The sequence below is a fragment of the Streptomyces sp. NRRL WC-3742 genome (genome assembly GCF_000720635.1).
Classification (GTDB): domain Bacteria; phylum Actinomycetota; class Actinomycetes; order Streptomycetales; family Streptomycetaceae; genus Kitasatospora.
Window position 1 is genome coordinate 12,927 of the sequence record NZ_JOCF01000024.1, and the last position, 17,217, is coordinate 30,143.

Annotated in this window: 14 protein-coding genes, 2 tRNA genes and 1 pseudogene; 12 read left to right on the forward strand and 5 right to left on the reverse strand. The window is 75.2% G+C overall.

Annotated features, from left to right (window positions below):
- Positions 1 to 908: 908 nt before the first annotated feature.
- The 5 genes and pseudogenes from IH61_RS40910 to IH61_RS0115225 form a co-directional block, all read left to right on the forward strand.
- Positions 909 to 1,904: pseudogene (locus IH61_RS40910) on the forward strand (helix-turn-helix domain-containing protein); the annotation flags it as partial.
- A gap of 973 nt (positions 1,905 to 2,877) precedes the next feature.
- Complete coding sequence (gene orn, locus IH61_RS0115210) at positions 2,878 to 3,480, forward strand: oligoribonuclease (protein ID WP_031069842.1); 603 nt, start codon at positions 2,878 to 2,880, stop codon at positions 3,478 to 3,480.
- 149 nt (positions 3,481 to 3,629) lie between these two features.
- Positions 3,630 to 3,705: transfer RNA gene (locus IH61_RS0115215), tRNA-His, on the forward strand.
- 174 nt (positions 3,706 to 3,879) lie between these two features.
- Positions 3,880 to 4,326, forward strand: a complete 447-nt coding sequence (locus IH61_RS0115220) for a DUF4442 domain-containing protein (protein WP_031069844.1) — start codon at positions 3,880 to 3,882, stop codon at positions 4,324 to 4,326.
- Positions 4,327 to 4,450: 124 nt separating this feature from the next.
- Entirely contained in the window at positions 4,451 to 5,230 is a 780-nt protein-coding gene (locus IH61_RS0115225; protein WP_031069846.1) for a hypothetical protein, read from the forward strand.
- A gap of 44 nt (positions 5,231 to 5,274) precedes the next feature.
- Here the strand turns inward: IH61_RS0115225 and IH61_RS0115230 are convergent, their stop codons facing one another.
- A complete protein-coding gene (locus IH61_RS0115230) occupies positions 5,275 to 6,180 on the reverse strand; it encodes a spermidine synthase (RefSeq protein WP_051837114.1) in 906 nt (301 codons plus the stop codon).
- Between the two features lie 39 nt (positions 6,181 to 6,219).
- Positions 6,220 to 6,693: a hypothetical protein gene (locus IH61_RS0115235; RefSeq protein ID WP_234327188.1), complete on the reverse strand. Its 474-nt coding sequence runs from the start codon at positions 6,691 to 6,693 to the stop codon at positions 6,220 to 6,222.
- A gap of 269 nt (positions 6,694 to 6,962) precedes the next feature.
- On the opposite strand from IH61_RS0115235, the gene IH61_RS0115240 reads away from it, so the two are divergent.
- Positions 6,963 to 8,633, forward strand: a complete 1,671-nt coding sequence (locus tag IH61_RS0115240) for a hypothetical protein (protein WP_031069850.1) — start codon at positions 6,963 to 6,965, stop codon at positions 8,631 to 8,633.
- Between the two features lie 78 nt (positions 8,634 to 8,711).
- On the opposite strand, the gene IH61_RS0115245 is transcribed toward IH61_RS0115240, so the two are convergent.
- A complete protein-coding gene (locus IH61_RS0115245) occupies positions 8,712 to 9,368 on the reverse strand; it encodes a histidine phosphatase family protein (protein WP_031069852.1) in 657 nt (218 codons plus the stop codon).
- 166 nt (positions 9,369 to 9,534) lie between these two features.
- Between IH61_RS0115245 and IH61_RS0115250 the strand changes: the two genes are divergently transcribed.
- Genes IH61_RS0115250 through IH61_RS0115260 form a run of 3 tightly spaced genes read left to right on the forward strand, consistent with a single transcriptional unit; the run spans position 9,535 to position 13,741 of the window.
- Entirely contained in the window at positions 9,535 to 10,722 is a 1,188-nt protein-coding gene (locus IH61_RS0115250) for a hypothetical protein (protein WP_031069855.1), read from the forward strand.
- Positions 10,719 to 12,392: a hypothetical protein gene (locus IH61_RS0115255; protein ID WP_078911121.1), complete on the forward strand. Its 1,674-nt coding sequence runs from the start codon at positions 10,719 to 10,721 to the stop codon at positions 12,390 to 12,392. Before IH61_RS0115250 ends, IH61_RS0115255 begins: the two co-directional genes overlap by 4 nt.
- Entirely contained in the window at positions 12,389 to 13,741 is a 1,353-nt protein-coding gene (locus IH61_RS0115260; protein WP_031069859.1) for an AAA domain-containing protein, read from the forward strand. The genes IH61_RS0115255 and IH61_RS0115260 overlap by 4 nt, the downstream gene beginning before the upstream one ends.
- Positions 13,742 to 13,747: 6 nt before the next feature.
- On the opposite strand, the gene IH61_RS0115265 is transcribed toward IH61_RS0115260, so the two are convergent.
- Positions 13,748 to 14,068 (reverse strand): hypothetical protein, encoded by a 321-nt coding sequence (locus tag IH61_RS0115265; protein WP_051837116.1) that lies wholly within the window; start codon positions 14,066 to 14,068, stop codon positions 13,748 to 13,750.
- A gap of 247 nt (positions 14,069 to 14,315) precedes the next feature.
- Between IH61_RS0115265 and IH61_RS0115270 the strand changes: the two genes are divergently transcribed.
- From IH61_RS0115270 to IH61_RS0115280, 3 genes are all read left to right on the forward strand, one after another.
- Positions 14,316 to 14,672, forward strand: coding sequence for a hypothetical protein (locus IH61_RS0115270; RefSeq protein ID WP_031069863.1), 357 nt, complete (start codon positions 14,316 to 14,318; stop codon positions 14,670 to 14,672).
- A gap of 30 nt (positions 14,673 to 14,702) precedes the next feature.
- On the forward strand, positions 14,703 to 15,365 hold the full coding sequence (locus IH61_RS0115275) for a bifunctional DNA primase/polymerase (RefSeq protein ID WP_078911122.1): 663 nt from the start codon (positions 14,703 to 14,705) through the stop codon (positions 15,363 to 15,365).
- A 68-nt stretch (positions 15,366 to 15,433) separates the two neighbouring features.
- Positions 15,434 to 15,507, forward strand: a tRNA-Lys gene (locus tag IH61_RS0115280).
- Positions 15,508 to 15,534: 27 nt separating this feature from the next.
- On the opposite strand, the gene pgi is transcribed toward IH61_RS0115280, so the two are convergent.
- Positions 15,535 to 17,196 (reverse strand): glucose-6-phosphate isomerase, encoded by a 1,662-nt coding sequence (pgi, locus tag IH61_RS0115285; RefSeq protein WP_031069866.1) that lies wholly within the window; start codon positions 17,194 to 17,196, stop codon positions 15,535 to 15,537.
- Positions 17,197 to 17,217 lie beyond the last annotated feature (21 nt).

Genomic DNA, 17,217 nt, shown 5'->3' on the forward strand with positions numbered 1-17,217 from the left:
GGCCCTGGCCGGATGAAGCCTGGGAGGCGCATGGTCCGCGTGCGTGCGCCCTCCTGTGCACCGCCGATTTTCGGTCAATTTCGTACGGGCGTCTCCCGCTTGGACATATCCGCAGCCCAGACCCTCCAGCCGGGTGCACGGAGGCCGGGAGCCCCGGGAACGGTCCTGCGACAACCAGCCACCCTTGCCCCGGCCCTCTTCCCAGAAGGGTCGACGGGTGCCACGCTTCGTGATCGAATGCATCACGCCAAATTGCCATGTCGACATAGCGTCGGATGGTGAACTTGTCACAACGGTGATGGTCCACCCGATAGATTTCGATCTTGGCGAGCAGTGCCGCACCACCCACACCACACCACCGAGGGGGCTTGAGCGCCTTGAGCAGGGTGAGCAGGAGCGACGCGGGTCCTGACAGCGGCCAGGCGACGGCCGGCATCGCGGGTCGGACCGCGAGAAGCACCGGCACCACCGCCATCGGCGCCACCACCCGTACCTCCGGCACCCCGAGTCCCTCCAGTCACACGGGAGGGTCACCGCACCTCCCGCATCCGGCCTCGCAGACCGCCGCCGGCGGGTCCGCGGCCGAGCCCGGCGGGCCGGTTCCGTACGGTTCGCAGCAGGCCCCGGGCGGCGGCCAGTCGGGGTTCGTCGGACAACCCGTCAGCCGGGGGTTCGTCAACCCGGTCCAGGCCCATCTCGGCGACCACCCGAACCATTCCGGCCACTTCGGTGGCAGCGCGCACGCCGCCGCCTACCCGGGCCACCCCGCCGCCCCCGGCCAGAGCGGCATCGCGGGCGGTGCGCCCGGCGGTCTCGGCCACAGCCCGGCGGGCACCCACACGGGCAGCCACCCCGGCGCCTACGCGAACGGCCACACCGGCGGCGGCGCCAACGGCTCCGCCACCGCGCTGGCCGTGGCGCCCCGCAAGTTGTCCGGCCGGCGCCGCCGCGAGACCGTCGCCGTGCTGATCTTCGGCGGCGCCCCCATCTTCGAGAGCTCCATCCCGCTCTCCGTCTTCGGGGTCGACCGCCAGGACGCCGGGGTGCCCCGCTACCGGTTGCTCGTCTGCGCCGGGGAGGACGGCCCGCTCGCCACCACCGGCGGCCTGACCCTCTCCGCCCCGTACGGCCTGGAGGCCCTCGCCCGGGCCGGCACGATCGTCGTACCGGCCTGGCGCTCGATCTCCCAGCCGCCGCCGGTCGAGGCGATCACCGCCCTGCGCAAGGCCCACCACGAGGGCGCCCGGATCATCGGGCTCTGCACCGGCGCCTTCGTCCTCGCCGCCGCGGGCCTGCTCGACGGCCGCCCGGCGACCACCCACTGGATGTACGCGCCGACCCTGGCCAAGCGCTACCCCCGGGTGCACGTCGACCCGCGCGAGCTCTTCGTCGACGACGGCGACGTGCTCACCTCGGCCGGCACCGCCGCCGGCATCGACCTGTGCCTTCACGTGGTGCGCACCGACCACGGCGCCGAGGCCGCCAACGCCCTGGCCCGCCGGCTGGTGGTGCCGAGCCGCCGCGGCGGCGGAGGCCAGGCCCAGTACATCGATCAGTCTTTACCGGAGGAGATCGGCAACGACCCGCTGGCCGAGGTGGTCACCTGGGCGCTGGAGAACCTCAACCAGCAGTTCGACGTCGAGGTGCTGGCGGCCCGCGCCTACATGAGCCGGCGCACCTTCGACCGGCGGTTCCGCACGCTCACCGGCAGCGCGCCGCTGCAGTGGCTGATCACCCAGCGGGTGCTCCAGGCGCAGCGGCTGCTGGAGACCTCGGAGCTGTCGGTGGACGACGTCGCGCGCCGCTGCGGCTTCCGGTCGCCGGTGGCGCTGCGCGGGCACTTCCGCCGCCAGCTCGGGGTCTCCCCGGCCGCGTACCGGACGACCTACCGGGCCCGTCGGCCCGGGCAGCCGTCGCCCGCACCGGCCGGGGCGCACCTCGGCGACCTGCGGTTGCCCGGAGCGCTGCCCCACCCGTCGGGTGCGGCCGCGGCCGCGGGCGGACCGCTGTTCGGCGGTGCCGGGCACGGCGGGCACACCGGGCACGGCGCCGGGCCCGCGTACCCGTTCCCGGCCGCAGCGGGAGCGGGCGGCGCCGGAGCGGGCGGCCACGGAACGGCCGGACAGTCCGGACAGGCCGGACAGGGCGGCCAGGGCGCCCCCTTCACGCCGGGGCAGGCCGGGACGCCGGCCGCCGCCCAGGCAGCCTTCCCCCCGCGGGCCGGTCAGCCGTACCCGCACCAGCAGGCCGCGCAGCAACCGCACCCCGGGCAGCAGGGTGCGGGGCGCGGTTCGGCGCGGCCGCCGCTGGTACCGCCGCAGTCCGGTTCCGGCACCGGGCGTCCGTCCCGCACCGCCGAGCACGCGGCGGCCGAGGACGGCCACTCGCAGCCGGGCGCCCGCGGCCAGGGCCAGGGGCACCGCAGCGCGGTCGACCGGCCCGTCGACCGGCCCTCGGACGAGGCGGGCGCACCCGGCACGGGCTCCGGCGCCCGCGCCCACGGCGCACCCGGCGGACGGATGCCGGCCGCCGGACCGAGCGGGACGGGCACGGCGGGCGGAGCGCCCGGCGGCCGGGCCGTCCGGGCGCCGCAGGTACGGGCCCAGGCCGCCCCCGGCACCACCGGTGCCACGGGCGTACGGGCCACGGCCGCGCGCGAAGCCCGTCCGGAACCGGGGGGCGCCCAGGGCTTGCGCGACCCGCACGACACCCGGGCCCCCCGGTCCGAGGCGGAGGAACGGGACGCCCACCCCGTGCGCGACGGCCGCCAGGCCGAGCACCCGGACGGGCAGGAGCACCGCGCCGAGGTCGGCTCCCCGGCACCCCGCTCGGCTCCACCGGTCCCCGCGGCACGTGATCGCGCCGTAGGGTGAGTGCGTGAATGACCGCTTGGTATGGATCGACTGTGAAATGACGGGCCTCGACCTCGACCGGGACGCCCTGGTCGAGGTCGCGGTGCTGGTGACGGACTCCGAGCTGAACGTCCTCGGCGAGGGCGTGGACGTCGTCATCCGCCCGCCGGCGGAGGCGCTGGCCGGCATGCCCGACGTGGTGCGCGAGATGCACACCGCCTCCGGCCTGCTGGACGAGCTGGACCAGGGCGTCACCCTGGCCGAGGCCGAGGAGCTGGTGCTCGCCTACGTGCGCGAGCACGCGCCGGAGGCCGGGAAGACGCCGCTGTGCGGCAACTCGGTGGCCACCGACCGCGGCTTCCTCGCCCGGGACATGCGCGCGCTGGAGAAGCACCTGCACTACCGGATCGTGGACGTCTCCTCGATCAAGGAGCTGGCCCGCCGCTGGTACCCGAAGGCGTACTACAACAGCCCGCCGAAGGGTGGCAACCACCGGGCCCTCGCCGACATCCGGGAGAGCATCGCCGAACTGCGGTACTACCGCGAGGCGGTGTTCGTCCCCCAGCCCGGGCCCGACGCCGACACCGCGCGCGCCATCGCGGAGAAGCACCAGGTCACCGCCGACTGAACCGGCGGAACCTCCCACGGGCCGTCCCGGGGTCGGAGGGGGTGCCCGCGTGAACGGCGGGGAAATCCTGGCGCGAGCACCCTCTCCGATCCTGTAGAGTTCTCTCTGTCGGCACGGGAACGCGGGAGCGGGAACGGGTCGGACAGATGGTGGGTATAGCTCAGTTGGTAGAGCACCTGGTTGTGGTCCAGGTGGCCGCGGGTTCGAGTCCCGTTACTCACCCCAGAGCCTGAGGGGCCGATCTCTTCAAGAGATCGGCCCCTCAGGCGTTTTCGCGTTCCCGCCGGTCCGCGCGGCCCCAAGTCCGGTTCCCCGTCCGACTCCCCGCAGGCCCGTGCCGCTCCGATTGTTCGAGGTCACCCCTGCCGCCGGATGCTACCGGCTAGTAACATCGTCGCCATGACCACACCTACGATCGGCCAGATGCTCGACGCCACCGTGCCGATGGCGCACACCCTCAAGCTCGAGTACCTGGAGACCACCCCCGAGCGCGCCGTGCTCCGGCTGCCCGACCAGGCCGAGTACCACAACCACGTCGGCGGCCCGCACGCCGGCGCGATGTTCACCCTCGCCGAGTCCGCCAGCGGCTGCATCGTGCTCGCCGCCTTCGGCGACCAGCTCTCCCGCGCCGTGCCGCTGGCCGTGAACGCCGAAATCGCGTACAAGAAGCTCGCCATGGGCGAGGTCACCGCCACCGCCGTCCTCGGCCGCCCGGCCGCCGAGGTCGTCGCCGAACTGGACGAGGGCGGCCGCCCCGAGTTCCCCGTCACCGTCGAGATCACCCGCGCCGACGGCGCCGTCACCGGAGTGATGACGGTCACCTGGACGCTGCGCCCCAACTCCTGACCCCAACTCATGACCCCCAACTCATGACCGGAGTACGGCCGGTGGCCCCGCGAGCAGAACTCCCGGGCCACCGGTGCGACGGCCGTCCGTGACCTGGGACGCCCACGGATCGTTCTCGACTCACGTGCGAGCCAATCAAGCGGACCAGCCCGAAGCCACGCCGACCGTCAGCGGCACCGCCGCGGGCACGGGCCTTCGGCGCGGGATCGGCCGGTGGCTGCCCCGCCCCCGCGCCGTCGCCGCCGGCGGGGCGCTGATCGCACAGCTCTGGGGCTTCGGCGGGGCCGTCGCGTCCGCCGCCAACGCCGAACCGCCCCGGGACCGGAACCACCCGGCCGTCCGCCGGGCACCCCAGGGCGGCGTCGAAGCGCCCGGCGAGGACGCCGTCGGTACGGTCGGCGGCGTCCTGAACGAGCGCATCCGCTCCGGCGGACTCCCCCTGCCCGGTCAGCAGGCCGCGCTCCCCGACGCGCTCCCCGACGCGTTCGCCCTCGCCTCCGGCCTGCTCCCCACCGTCCCCGCCCAGGCCCGGCCCGCCGAGACCCGCGCCTCCCGGAACGGCGAACCGGCGGCCCCGCCCACCGTCACCCGGCAGCGCGGCACCGCCGAACGGCCGCGCGAGGCGCGGCAGCCCGCCGAGGTCCGCACGGAGGCGACGCCGACGGCCGGCGCGAGCGGGACGGCCACCGCGGCGCCCGGAGCCGTCGCCGGACAGGCGGTGGTCGGTGACGTCGCGAGCGGCGGCGGGTCGCCGGAGGCGATCGCGCTCACGGACACTGCGACGGTCACCGAGATCGGGGACGGCTCCGCCACCGCGATCGCCGTCCTCGCCCCCATCGGCGCCGGGCTGCTGCTCACCGGCGCGGCCATGTGCAAGCACCGCGGGCTGCCCCGCGGGCACTAGAGCCTGTCGGGCACTGGACCGGCCGACGACGGCGGCGAGTTGCGTCAGCGGAAGACGCCCGGGGGTGGGGCGGGTGACGGGGCGGCTGTCGCGTCGGTGGCCGGGGTGGCGCCGGCGGTGAAGGAGAGGAGGGCGGGGCCGTGGTCGACGCGCGCGTGGGCGGGGTCGGAGGCGGCGCGGCGGGTGAGGTCGGGGATGGGGAGGGGGGTGTGGGCGGCGGCGAGGACGAGGTTGCCGAAGCGTTTGCCGCGGAGGACGGCGGGGTCGGCGATGAGGCAGAGTTCGGGGAAGACCGCGGCGAGGGTGGCGACCTGGGAGCGGGCGAAGGGCAGGGCGGCGCCGTCGGCGATGTTGGCGGTGTACCAGCCGCCGGGGGCGAGGGCACGGGCGGCGAGGGTGGTGAACTCGACGGTGGTGCAGTGGGCGGGGGTGCGGGCGCCGGAGAAGACGTCGGTGATGACGAGGTCGACGCTGGCCTCGGGGGTGCGTTCCAGGACGCTGCGGGCGTCGGCTCCGCGCACCTTGATCTGCCAGCCGCGGTCCAGGGGCAGTTCGGTGCGGACGAGTTCGGTGAGCGCGGTGTCGATCTCGGCGACCTGCTGGCGCGAGCGCGGCCGGGTGGCGGCGACGTAGCGGGCCAGGGTGAGGGCGCCGCCGCCGAGGTGCAGGACGGTGAGGGGGCGGCCGGGCGGGGCGGCGAGGTCGATGAGGTGGCCGAGGCGGCGCTGGTACTCGAAGCCGAGGTGGGTGGGGTCGGCGAGGTCGACGAGCGACTGCGGGGCGCCGTCGATCAGGAGGGTCCAGGCGGAGGGGCGGTCCCGGTCGGGGCGCAGTTCGGCCTGGCCTGAGCCGACCGTACGGGTGAGGGGCCCCTGGGCGTGGGTGCGGCCGCCCGGCCCGGTGGTGTCGGCGCTCTCGCCGCCGCGTGCGGCCCTGCTGCTTCGTCCCATGAGGACGATTATCGCCGTAAGGAAGGAACGACCCGCAGGTCAGAACGGCCCGAGGCCGCCCGCGGTGAGCGTGCAGGCGGCCTCGCAGAGGGCGGAGCGCAGGACCCAGGCGTCGGTGGGCCGGACGGTGAGGGCGGCGCCGGTCGGGGGGACGACCCAGCGCGGGTCGGTGGCGGGGGGCAGGAGGGCGCCGGCCGTACAGGAGCTGCCGGGCAGGTGCCAGGTCTCGGCGGTGCCGCCGGGGACGAGGAAGGCGACGGTGCTGCCGTTGCGGCTCTGGAGGACGGTGCCGCAGGCGCGGCGCAGGCGCAGGATGTCGACGGCTTCGAGGCCGTGCCGAAGGGCGACGGTCACGGTGTCGCAGCTGGTGACCGGGCAGCTCTGCTCGCGGGAGGCTCGGCCGCCGTCGACCGGCCCCCGGCCGGGGATCCGGTCCTCGGCGGGGTCGGGGAGAAGGGCGGGGGCGGCGGCGTGCACGCGCCCGGGGCGGTACGGCAGTCCGGTGGCCATCATCGGCCCTCCTCCATGTACCTCGACCGGGTACCTCGTCGGATCGGAAGCACCGCCGCAGGGTGGGGGCCGCCGGGGACGGCGGTGCGGGCGAGGCTTTCCACGTATCAGGACAACGCGGCAGTGCGCCCGAAGGCCACGGGGCGCCTTACAGCAAGGCATGGCATTTCATGGCGGATTACCCGTAACTTCGCCCGTTTCCTCCCGTATTGCCCGCACATCTCCCGCGAACCGAATGTGCCCGCCCGGTGACTCCGAGTACTGTCGGCGCCATGGCAGCCACCCCACCGGCCGAGCCGAACCGCCCGTCCCCCAACACCGCCATGCGCGCCCTGCGCGGCGACCGCTCCCCCGGGGAGTTCGCCACGGCGGTGCGCCGGGCCGCCCGTGAGATCGGCGAGCACGTTTCCTGCGACGCCCGGTACATCGGGCGGGTCGAGGCCGGTGAGATCCGCTGCCCCAACTACGCCTACGAGCGGGTGTTCCGGCACATGTGGCCGGACCGCACGCTCACCGACCTCGGCTTCGCCCCCAGGACCTCCGTCCGCCGCCGCCCGGCGGACGCGGGCCCCGACATCCCTGGAAGACCCGACGCCCCCGGAAGAACGGAAGCGTTCCTGCCCCTGCCCGCCCCGCGCTCAGCACCGTCCACTCAACTCCCGTACGCTGCCTCGCCGTACGCGGATTCCGCCGCTCCGGACGGGCCGTCGCGGCCGGGTGTCGGCACGGCGCCCTGGGGCCCCGGCGGGCCGCCCCATCTCGACGAGGAGAACGACGACGTGCGTCGCCGTACGTTCCTGGCCGGCGGCACCACCGCGCTGGCCACCGCGATCGGCCTGGACCGGACGGCTACGGCCGCGCCGGGCCCCGCCGTCCACCTTCCCGGCCAGGCCCGGGCGCCCATCGGCGGGACGATCACCCGGGCGCCCGCCATCGAGCTCGAACTCCCGTCCGCCCACGCCCTGTTCGGCTCCGATCCGGCCGGGGTCGTCCCCGGCAGACCGGGGCAGGTGCCGCCGCTGCGCCGGGTCGGCCACGCCGAGGTGCTCGGCGTGGAGCAGGCCGTCCGGGAGATCCGCCTGGCCGACGACGCGCACGGCGCGGACACCCTGTACGAGCGGGCGGGGCAGTCGCTGCGCCACGCGTACGTGCTGCTCAACGAGGGCGAGTACAGCGCCGAGACGGAGCGCCGGCTGCAGGCGGGGGCGGGTGAACTCGCCATCTCGGTGGGCTGGCTGGCCCACGACTCGAACCGGCTCGCGGACGCCCGCTCCCTCTACTCCGAGGCGCTGGCCACCGCCCGGATGGCCGGGGACTCCGCGCTGGAGGCGCACGTCTTCTGCAACAGCGCCTTCCTGGCCCGGGACGCCGGCCGCCCCCGCGAGGCGCTGCGCGCCGCCCAGGCCGGGCAGGCGGCCGCCCGGCATCTTGGCTCGGACCGGCTGCTCGCCCTGCTGGCCATGCGCGAGGCCGGAGGCTGGGCGGTGCTGCGCGACCGTCCGGGCTGCGAACGGGCGCTCACCCGGGCGTACACCCTGTTCGAGCGCGGCCCCTCGGAGCTCGACCCGGAGTGGATGTCCTTCTTCGGGGAGGCGGAGATCGCCGGGCTGCAGTCGCAGTGCTGGTCGGCGCTCGGCGAGTGGGACCGCGCCAGCGAGCAGGCCGGGCTGGCGATGGCGCTGCAGCGGCCGGCCTTCGTCCGCAACCGGGCGCTCTACACCGCCGAGCTGGCCCACGACCGCCTCGGCCGGGGGGACCTGGCGGGGGCGGCGCACCACGGCTCGGCGGCCGTCGCGCTGTTCGGCGAGGTCCGCTCGGCCCGTATCCGCAGCATGCTGGCGGACACGGCCGAGCGGTTGCGCCCGCACGCCGCCGTGGCCGAGGTGCGCGACTTCCTGACGGGCTACGACGGGTTCGCCTCGACCCGGCGAGCGGCGGCCTGACGAACAGCTGCCCGACGGACAGCAGCCCGGCGAACAACAGCCGAACGAAAGCCGCCCGACGAACCGTCACCGCGCAGCTCAGCGCCCGGAGTTCAGCCCCTCCAGGTGCGAGAGGTCGTTCCACACCTCGACGGCCGGAGCGCCGTACTCCCAGGACAGCACGCACAGCGCCGCCGTGCCGAGCTTGAACCGCTGGGCGTACTCGGGCGGCAGGCCCAGCCAGCGCGCGGTCAGGATGCGCAGCAGGTGGCCGTGCGCGAACAGGACCACGTCCCGGTCGGCGCAGTGCATCTCGGTGGTGTCCGACTCGGGGACGCCGTACTCGGTGTTGAGGTCGGCGAGGAAGCGGTCCACCCGGGCGGCGACCTCGGAGAGCTTCTCGCCGCCGGGCACGCCGTCGCGCCAGATCAGCCAGCCGGGGTGGTCGGTGGCGCGGATGTCGGCGCCGGTGCGGCCCTCGTACTGCCCGTAGTCCCACTCCAGCAGTTCGGGGCGGTCCACCGCGCGGTCGCCGAAGCCGGCGAGTTCGCAGGTCTCCCGGGCCCGGCCGAGGGGGCTGGTGTAGACGAGCGCGTCCGGCAGCCCGTTCCAGGGGGCCTTGGCGAGGCGCGCGCCGAGCGCCCTGGCCATGGCGCGGCCGTCCTCGGTGAGGGGGATGTCGGTGCGGCCGGTGTGGCGGCCGGTGGCGGACCACGCGGTCTCGCCGTGGCGGACCAGCACGATTCGGGCGGGCATGGAGGCTCCTCGCAATCGGGGCGGTCAACGGTACGGTCTCACCCTTGAGCACCGGTCCCCATGATCCCGCACCCGCCGGGAGCCCACGATCCCGGGCCCTCACGGACGCGAGCGGGCCCGTGCGCGCACCGCGTTGTCGGACCCGGATGCGACACTGGGCCGCACCATGAACGTCTCGACGAACGTCCCGCCCCGCGGGCCCGCTGAGCCGCTCGCCCGGCGGCTCGCCGAGCTGCGAGGACCGGCTCCCCAGCGCAGTCTGAACGCCCGCTCCCTCGCCGCGCTCGCCGCCAATCCGGGCTGCCACCGCCGCGCCGTGCTCGACGCGGCCGGGGTCGACAAGTCCGCCCTGGCCTCCCGGCTCGGCCGCCCCGCCCCCTTCGGGCAGTCCCCCTTCGCGATCGCCCGCGGCGTGATCTTCGAGTCACGCCTCAAGGCCGACGGCTACGCCGCGCTGCTCGAGCCGCTGCGCGCCCATCTCGGCGTCCCCGCGGACGAGCGCACCCCGCTGGAGGTGCCGGACCTGCTGCCGCGCTCCGGCCCGGCGGTGCGCGCCGACCGTACGGCCGAGGCGCTGGCCAGGGCCGCCGCCGAACCGGACACCTGGACGCTGCTCGACCACCCGCTCCTGCGTCTGGAGGTGGCCGGCAGCACCGCCTACCTGGAGCCGGACGCCGTCGTGGTGCACGGCGGCCGGTGCACGGTGGTGGAGATCAAGTCCTTCCCGGTGCTGGACGGCACCGCGGACCCGGCCAAGGTCGGCGCCGCCGCCCGCCAGGCCGCCGTGTACGTGCTGGCGCTCCAGCACGCCGCCGCCGCCGCGGCCGGGCAGCCCCTCGCCGAGAGCCCGTACGCCGAGCAGCGACTGCCGGGCAGCCCCCGCACCAGCGTGCTGCTGGTCTGCCCGAAGGACTTCGGCAACCGGCCGACCGCCGTGGCCGTCGACGTACGCCGCGAACTGGCCACCACCCGCCGCCAGTTGAGCCGGATGACCGGCATCGGCAAGCTGCTCGCCGAGCTCCCGGACGGCACCGACCTCAACCTGGCCGCCGCCGAGGACGGCACGCCCGTACGGACGGACGAACAGCTGGCCGACGCCGTCGAGTCGATGCCCGCCGCGTACAGCCCGGACTGCCTCTCCACCTGCGAACTCGGCTTCCACTGCCGCGCCCGGGCCCGCTGCGGCGACCGCGTCGAGCAGCTCGGCCGGGGCGTACGCGGCGAGCTGGGCAGCATCCGCACGGTGACGGACGCCCTGGCCGCGGCCTCCGGCACCGACCGGGCGGACGACGCCGCCGAGCGCCTCGCCTACGCGGCGGCGCTGCGCGCGGAAGCGCTCGGTGCGAAGGCATGAGTCTGCTGACCACCCTCGCCCGGCTGGAGGCCGTCCGCAGCGGGCGGGCCGAGCCGCTGGCCACCGTCCGGCACCGGCACCTGTCCGAGCGCCCGATGGTGCTCGTCCCGCTGACCGCCGCCGGCGAGTCCGGCGCGCCGTTGGCCGTGATGCTGGGCACCGACCGGGACGCGCCCCGGCTGCACCTGGTGCCGCAGCCGCTCAACCGCACCCTGCGCTTCGACTTCCTGGCCGCGCTGGCCGCCGACCTGCTGCCCTACCTGGAGTCCTTCGGCGAGGACGTCGAGCAGATCGAGGGCTCCGAGAAGGACCCGGAGACGGGCGAGAAGACCCAGGTGTTCCGCGAGCTGTGTGCCGACGCGCCGCAGGTGATCGTGCCCAACGGCGCGGGCGTGCAGCACCTGGCGCTGATCGGCCGCTCCACCCGGTTCCGCCGCACCGCCGAGGACGCCGACCCGGGCCCGTACCCGGCGCCGCTGCGGGTGCCGCTGCTCGGCCGCTGGCTCACCCATCTCACCGACCGCGCCCAGGTGCCCGGCTCCAGCCTGCTGCTGCCGATGACGGGCCTGCTCGCCCGGCACTGGGCCACGGGCCAGAGCCACCTGGAGGACCAGCACCTGGCCGCCCACCTCGCCTGGCACGCCCCGCCGCCCGGGCTGACGGGCGCGCAGGCCGCGGAGCTGGCCGAGTCCGCGCGGGACGAGCACCACCAGCTGCTGCACCCGCCGGCCGGCCCGGCCACCGACCCGCGCTTCGACGAGCTCGTGCTCGCCCCGGCGATCACCCGCTACGACGCGGCCGTCGCCGCGCTCCAGCACGCCAACGAGCACGCCAACGAGCACGCCGCCGACCGGCCCAACCAGGCCGACGGGACCGCCGCCGCCCGCGCCCGCAAGGCGGTCCGGGAGGCGCACGGGCAGCTGGAGCAGGCCCTGTCCGCGATCCTGCTGCCGACCTGGCGGGACGTCTGGCAGGGCCTGGACCTGCTGCGCGCCCTGCCGCCGGCCGCCCACCTGGAGGAGCGCTGGACGGGCGACCGCTGGTCCTACACCGGCCACCGGGACCGCCTCGCCGCCGGTGAGCCCCCGCAGCCCCGCCAGGACGACGCCGTCACCGCCGCCCGCAAGCTCGCCCAGCGCGAGCGCGAGCAGGCCCGCCTCGACGTGCAGGAGGCGCTGGACGATCCGCTGGCGATGGCCGAACACCGGCTCTCCGGCGAGGCGTTCAGCGGCGTGGTCACGGAGGTGGTGCCCGACTGGGACACCACCGGGCGCTCCCCCAAGCCCCGCCCGCTGCTCACCCTGCGCACCGCCGACCGCCCGCACGCCGACCTCGGCCGCGAGGCGCACCGGGCGCACGGACCGTCCGCGCAGAAGGCCCGGATCGTCGAGGTCGACCCGGCCGAGGGCACCATCACCCTGCGGGTGCTCTCCGGCATGGGCCGCAGGAAGGACCCGGAGCCGGGCAGCCTGCCCGAGCCGGGCGAGACGGTCACCTTCACCTTGTTCGAGCTGACGGTCCGCCAGTCGGCGCCGCTGCCCGAGCCGGACGACACCCCGTGGACGCACGGCGGCCCGCCCGGCGCCTCGCCCGTACCCGTCTACGCACCTGCCAACTCCCCCGCCAACGCTCCTGCCAACACCCCTGCCGCCTCCGAGGATTGGGAATGACGAGCACGCAGTCCCCCGGCGCGGCCGCAGACGCCGCCGTGGCCCGCATCCTGGCCGCGACCGTCCACCCGGCGCCCGGCGCCCCGCGCGGTGTGGTGGTGGACTCCCCGCCCGGCGCCGGGAAGTCGACCCTGGTGGTGCGGGCCGCCCGCGAGCTGGTCGGGGCCGGGGAGCGGCTGATGATCGTCGCCCAGACCAACGGCCAGGTGGACGACCTGGTCGGCCGACTCGCGGAGAAGGCGCCGGAGTTGACGATCGGACGGCTGCACGCGACGGACTCCCGCCCCGGCCCCGAGGTGCTCAGGCACGCCAACGTCACCCCCTCCGACAAGGTCACCGACCTGGCCGAGCACGACGTGGTGATCTCCACCTCCGCCAAGTGGCAGTGGGTGCGCGCCGAGGCGCCCTGGCGGCACGCGATCGTCGACGAGGCGTACCAGATGCGCTCGGACGCCCTCCTCGCCGTGGCCCGGCTCTTCGAGCGGGCGCTGTTCGTCGGCGACCCGGGCCAGCTGGACCCGTTCACCGTCGTCGGCACCGAGCAGTGGGCGGGCCTGTCCTACGACCCGTCCGGCAGCGCCGTGGTGACGATGCTGGCGCACAACCCGCAGATCGAGCCGCACCGGCTGCCGGTCTCCTGGCGCCTGCCCGCCAGCGCGGCCCCGCTGATCTCGCAGGCGTTCTACCCGTACACCCCGTTCCGCTCCGGCACCGGCCCGGACGACCGCACCCTCACCGCCTCCGTCCGCCCGGACGGCTCGGCGCTGGACGCGGTGATCGACCGGGCCGCCGAGCACGGCTGGTCACTGCTGGAGCTGCCTGCCCGGCACACCGTACGGACCGACCCGCAGGCGGTGGCGGCCGTCGCGGCCACCGTGCGCCGGCTGCTGGAGCGCGGGCTGACGGCCCGCTCCGAGCAGGGCGAGACGCCGCTGACCGCCGACCGGATCGCCGTCGGCACCGCGCACCGGGACCAGGCGGCGGCCGTGCGCGCGGCCCTGGTCGAGGTGGGCGTCCCGGTGGACGGCGAGGCCGGGCCGGCCGTCACGGTGGACACCGCCAACCGGCTGCAGGGCCGCGAGTACGACGTCACCGTGGTGCTGCACCCGCTCTCCGGCCGCCCCGACGCGACCGCCTTCCACCTGGAGACCGGCCGCCTGTGCGTGCTCGCCTCCCGGCACCGGCACGCCTGCATCGTGGTGGCCCGGGCCGGGATCGCCGAACTGCTCGACGAGCACCCGGCCACCGAGCCGGTGCAGTTGGGCGTCCCGGTGGCCTTCCCGGACGGCTGGGAGGCCAACCACCAGGTGCTGCACCACCTGAGCGGCCACCGGGTCCACCTGCGCTGAGAACGGCTACTCGGTCTCGCAGACGGCGAACGCCTTGATCCGGGCCCGGTCGGCCCGGACCACCCAGCTGCGCCCGTCCGGCGAGGGGGCGTTGTGGACGACGGTGTCGGACGTGCCGGAGGGCAGCTGGTACCCGCCTCCGGTCAGGTGGGTGCCGCTCGGGCAGGCGGCCTGCGACCAGCCCCCGGGGGCGCTCACCGGGCCCTCCACCACCAGGGCGGTCTCGGCGGCGACGGCCGGCGCCGCCGTGGCGGGAACGAGGGCGGCGGCGCTGAGCAGGACGCCCAGGGGCAGGACGCCGAGGGGCAGGATCTTCCGTACGGGCACGAGGTCTCCCCGGGGGTACGAGTGGCGGGATGCATCCACGACAACGGGTTCGCATGCGATCCAGATGCGCGGCGCATGCGCGGCGCTCGGAGCACTCCCCCGGCGCGCGCCGGGGAATAGCGCCCGCACGCGCACCGTTCCGTTACCGGCCGTTCCCGAGCGACAATGGACGGCGGCCACGACCGGGCGGGCATGCCCGGAGCACGTCCCCGCCCACTCCACCCTCAGACCCGGAGGTGTCCGTCCCATGCCCGACTCCCGTGCAGAGTCGACCGAGCCCACCAGGCGATTGCGTCCGGTGGAGCTGCTGTTCGAGCCGCAGGCCACCGAGCCCGAGCCGGAACGATTCTTCGACCTGGAGTCGATCGACGACCCGGCCGAACTGCTGCGCCGCTCCACCGAGCTCGCCCTGGCCTTCCGGGCGGCCGCCGAGCGGGCCACGGACTTCCAGGCGGTCGCCGCCGCCCAGCTCGCCGACCCGCGCCGCTTCGACGCGCTGGCGGACGCCGAGATCGCCGAGCGCGCGGACTGGACCCCGGACTACGCCGCCAAGATGATCGAGTACGGCCGGGGACTGCTCCAGCCGCGCCGCCACGAGAGCTAGAGCGCGCTCCGAACCGCACGCCTCTGGCATATGCCGCTGGCGGAGGGTACGCGATCGCCCGTCCCCCTGTCCGGCGAACCGCGCTTTCCGCCCCACCGCCGCCGCGCACCGAGCACGCTGCTGGGCGTGGACACCGTGGACAGCTGGACGCATCAGTCGGTGGAGTACGTCACCGTGGCCGGCGAGGCGTGGCTCGCCTCCGCCAGCGAGTACCCGCGCAGCATGCGCGCGCTGTGGGAGACCCGCCCCTGGGCGCCCACGGTGCTGCCCTGCGGGCGGGCCTTCGACGTGATCAGCATGCCGGGCCTGTTCGGCCGCCGGGTGCTGGACGAACTGTGGGCCTCCGGCCCGGGCTGCGGCCCGGTGGCGACGTACCGGGGCCGGACCCTGCTGTTCGTCCAGCCCGGCGCGGCGCCCAGGCTGCGGCGGCTGCTGGCCTGGGAGGAGTGGGCCCGGGACGTGCCGCCGCTGCTCTGCCACGGCAAGGGCGACGCGGTCACCGTCCCGCCCGTCCAGCGGATGGTGCACGGGCCCGCCTCTCCCGGGCAGGGCTCCGGGCGGTGGATCGTCGCCCCCGAGGAGCGCGAGCCCCGGCTGCCCGGCGCCTCGGTCACCCTCTGGGCCTGCGTCCGGGCCGCGCGGGAGCCGGCCGCGCCCCTGGCCGCCGACCCTGCGGTCCTGTCCGGGAGGTGAACGGGGGGCGACCGGTATTCGATTTTGGCCCGGCCGCCGGGCGCTGCTAGAGTCTTCCCTGTCAGCAGGCGCCGCTAGCTCAGTTGGTTAGAGCAGCTGACTCTTAATCAGCGGGTCCGGGGTTCGAGTCCCTGGCGGCGCACAGACAGCCGGAAGGCCCGGACGGGCCTCAGCGGCCGCGCAGCGCGCGGTAGCGGGCGACCAGCTCGGCGGTGGAGCTGTCCAGCTGCTCGGCGCCCTCGCCGGTGAGCAGCACCGGCTCGATCCGCTTGGCGAGCACCTTGCCCAGCTCGACGCCCCACTGGTCGAAGGAGTCGATGTTCCAGATCGCGCCCTGGACGAACACCTTGTGCTCGTACAGCGCGACCAGCTGGCCCAGCACCGAGGGGGTCAGCTCCCCGGCCAGGATCGTGGTGGTCGGGTGGTTGCCCTGGAAGGTCTTGTGCGGCACCAGCTCGGCGGGCACGCCCTCGGCGGCGACCTCCTCCGGGGTCTTGCCGAAGGCCAGCGCCTGGGTCTGGGCGAAGAAGTTGGCCAGCAGCAGGTCGTGCTGGGCGACCAGGCCCGGCAGCAGGTCCGCCACGGGCTTCGCGAAGCCGATGAAGTCGGCCGGGATCACCTTGGTGCCCTGGTGCAGCAGCTGGTAGTAAGCGTGCTGACCGTTGGTGCCGGGGGTGCCCCAGACCACCGGGCCGGTCTGCCAGTCGACGGGGGTGCCGTCGCGCGTCACCGACTTGCCGTTGGACTCCATGTCCAGCTGCTGCAGGTAGGCGGTGAACTTGGACAGGTAGTGCGAGTACGGCAGCACCGCGTGCGCCTGCGCGTCGAAGAACGCGCCGTACCAGACGCCCAGCAGGCCGAGCAGCAGCGGGACGTTCTCCTCCGCCGGGGCGGTGCGGAAGTGCTCGTCGACCAGGTGGAAGCCGTCCAGCATCTCGCGGAAGGCGTCCGGGCCGATGGCGATCATCAGCGAGAGGCCGATCGCCGAGTCGTAGGAGTAGCGGCCTCCGACCCAGTCCCAGAACTCGAACATGTTGGCCGTGTCGATGCCGAAGTCCTGCACGCCCTGGGCGTTGGTGGACAGCGCCACGAAGTGCTTGGCCACCGCCTCGTTGCCTGCGCCGAGGCCCGTCAGCAGCCAGTCGCGGGCGGAGACGGCGTTGGTGATCGTCTCGATGGTGGTGAAGGTCTTCGAGGCGACGATGAACAGCGTCTCGGCCGGGTCGAGGTCGCGGACCGCCTCGTGCAGGTCGGCGCCGTCCACGTTGGAGACGAAGCGGACGTCGAGATCGCGCTTCGCGTACGAGCGGAGCACCTCGTAGGCCATCGCGGGGCCGAGGTCGGAGCCGCCGATGCCGATGTTCACGACGGTGCGGATCGGCTTGCCGGTGAAGCCCGTCCACTCGCCGCTGCGGACCCGGTCGGAGAAGGCGGCCATCTTGTCCAGGACGGCGTGCACCTCGGGCACCACGTTCTCGCCGTCGACCTCGACCACGGCGCCGCGCGGGGCGCGCAGGGCGGTGTGCAGGACGGCGCGGTGCTCGGTGACGTTGATCTTCTCGCCACGGAACATGGCGTCGCGCAGCTCGGCGACGCCGGTGGCGGCGGCGAGGTCGCGCAGCAGGGCCAGGGTCTCGTCGGTGACCAGGTTCTTGGAGAAGTCCACGTGCAGGTCGCCGACCTGGAGCGTCCGGCGGCGGCCGCGCTCGGGGTCGGCGGCGAACAGGTCGCGCAGGTGGGTGTCGCCGAGCTCGGCCCGGTGCTTGCCGAGCGCGGCCCACTGGGGGGTGCGGTCGAGCGGGGTGCGGGCGTCGGCGCGGGTCTCCGACATCGGGGGTCCTCGATTCATCCG

Bases quoted from the DNA above. Each gene is read 5' to 3' on its own strand.
- IH61_RS0115270 (WP_031069863.1), top strand. From the start codon at position 14,316: ATGCCCGACTCCCGTGCAGAGTCGACCGAGCCCACCAGGCGATTGCGT.
- IH61_RS0115245 (WP_031069852.1), bottom strand. From the start codon at position 9,368: ATGCCCGCCCGAATCGTGCTGGTCCGCCACGGCGAGACCGCGTGGTCC.
- IH61_RS0115220 (WP_031069844.1), top strand. From the start codon at position 3,880: ATGACCACACCTACGATCGGCCAGATGCTCGACGCCACCGTGCCGATG.
- IH61_RS0115275 (WP_078911122.1), top strand. From the start codon at position 14,703: ATGCCGCTGGCGGAGGGTACGCGATCGCCCGTCCCCCTGTCCGGCGAA.
- IH61_RS0115255 (WP_078911121.1), top strand. From the start codon at position 10,719: ATGAGTCTGCTGACCACCCTCGCCCGGCTGGAGGCCGTCCGCAGCGGG.
- IH61_RS0115250 (WP_031069855.1), top strand. From the start codon at position 9,535: ATGAACGTCTCGACGAACGTCCCGCCCCGCGGGCCCGCTGAGCCGCTC.
- IH61_RS0115230 (WP_051837114.1), bottom strand. From the start codon at position 6,180: ATGGGACGAAGCAGCAGGGCCGCACGCGGCGGCGAGAGCGCCGACACC.
- pgi (WP_031069866.1), bottom strand. From the start codon at position 17,196: ATGTCGGAGACCCGCGCCGACGCCCGCACCCCGCTCGACCGCACCCCC.
- IH61_RS0115235 (WP_234327188.1), bottom strand. From the start codon at position 6,693: ATGATGGCCACCGGACTGCCGTACCGCCCCGGGCGCGTGCACGCCGCC.
- IH61_RS0115240 (WP_031069850.1), top strand. From the start codon at position 6,963: ATGGCAGCCACCCCACCGGCCGAGCCGAACCGCCCGTCCCCCAACACC.
- IH61_RS0115260 (WP_031069859.1), top strand. From the start codon at position 12,389: ATGACGAGCACGCAGTCCCCCGGCGCGGCCGCAGACGCCGCCGTGGCC.